1 protein-coding gene and 1 pseudogene are annotated in these 1,010 nt (G+C 68.8%); both read right to left on the minus strand.

What is annotated here, in order from left to right; all coding sequences use genetic code 11:
- Nucleotides 1–728 (minus strand): annotated as a pseudogene (locus ACXJKR_RS33425) (peptidase M3); the annotation flags it as partial.
- Nucleotides 729–806: 78 nt separating this feature from the next.
- Nucleotides 807–1,010 (minus strand): hypothetical protein (locus tag ACXJKR_RS33430; protein ID WP_457326520.1); only part of this gene is annotated, 204 nt, incomplete at its 5' end.

Here is a 1,010-nt window from a genome sequence, read left to right on the forward strand (position 1 = left end):
CGCCAGGCCTGCTCACGCAGGTCGCGCCGCGCGCTGAAGGACAGGAAGGGCACGATCAACGAGCGCGACAGCGTGATGACGTGGACACCCTCTTGAAGGCCACGGTCGACGGCAGCCTGGCGGGCGGCGGCACGCACGAAGCCGGGCAGGCCGGCGAGCTCCTCCTCGGTCGTCAACCGCAGTTGGTAGCCGCTCTCTGCGGCCAGCACGTTCTGCGCAAAGCGCGTGTTCAGCTCAGCCAGGCGGGCCATCACTGCGGCGTAGCGGGTACGCGCCTCGGGCGCCAGGCGGGCTCCGGCACGCAGGAAGTCCAGATGCACGCGCTCCAGCAGCCGGCGCTGCTCGGGCGTCAGCCCCAGGCGCTCGCGCTGTTCGAACAAGGCGTCGACCCGGGCAAACAAGCCCTGATGCATGTAGATGGCGCTGCCATGTTCGGCCAGCGGCGCGGCTAGGGCGCGCTGCACGGCCTGCAGCTCGGGCGAGGTGGCCGAGGCAGCCAGGGTGTAGAAGAGGTGTTCGAGCCGGGTGAGCTGGCGGCCGCCGGCGTCGAAGGCGGCCACGGTGTTGGCAAAGTCCGGCGCCGCGGCCTGCGCCGCGATGGCGTCGATCTCGGCGCGGTGGGCAGCCAGCGCGGCGTCGAAGGCAGGTTGGAAATGCGCCGGGGTGATGTCGGCGAAGGGCGGCAGGCCGTGTGGGCCGGCCCAGTCGTGCAGCAGCGGGTTGCTCATGCAAAGTCCTTCAGAAAACAAAAAGGGCCGCTTCCTGCCGGAGGCGGCCCGCTTGCAAGGGTCAGTGAACGGCGCGGATCACTTGCCCGCGGCCGCCTTTTCCTTGCGGATGGCCTTCTCGTCGTTCTCGTCGTAGGCCTTGTTCTGGCACTCGGCCTTCCACTTGTCGTTGCCGTCGAAGTGCTTCTCGGTGCGCTCTTCGAGCGCCTTGAACTGGGCATCCAACGCGTCCACCTTGTCAGAGAAGCCCTTGCGCTTGATGCCTTGCTCGGCATCCGCGGC

This window comes from Roseateles sp. P5_E11 (genome assembly GCF_054049355.1).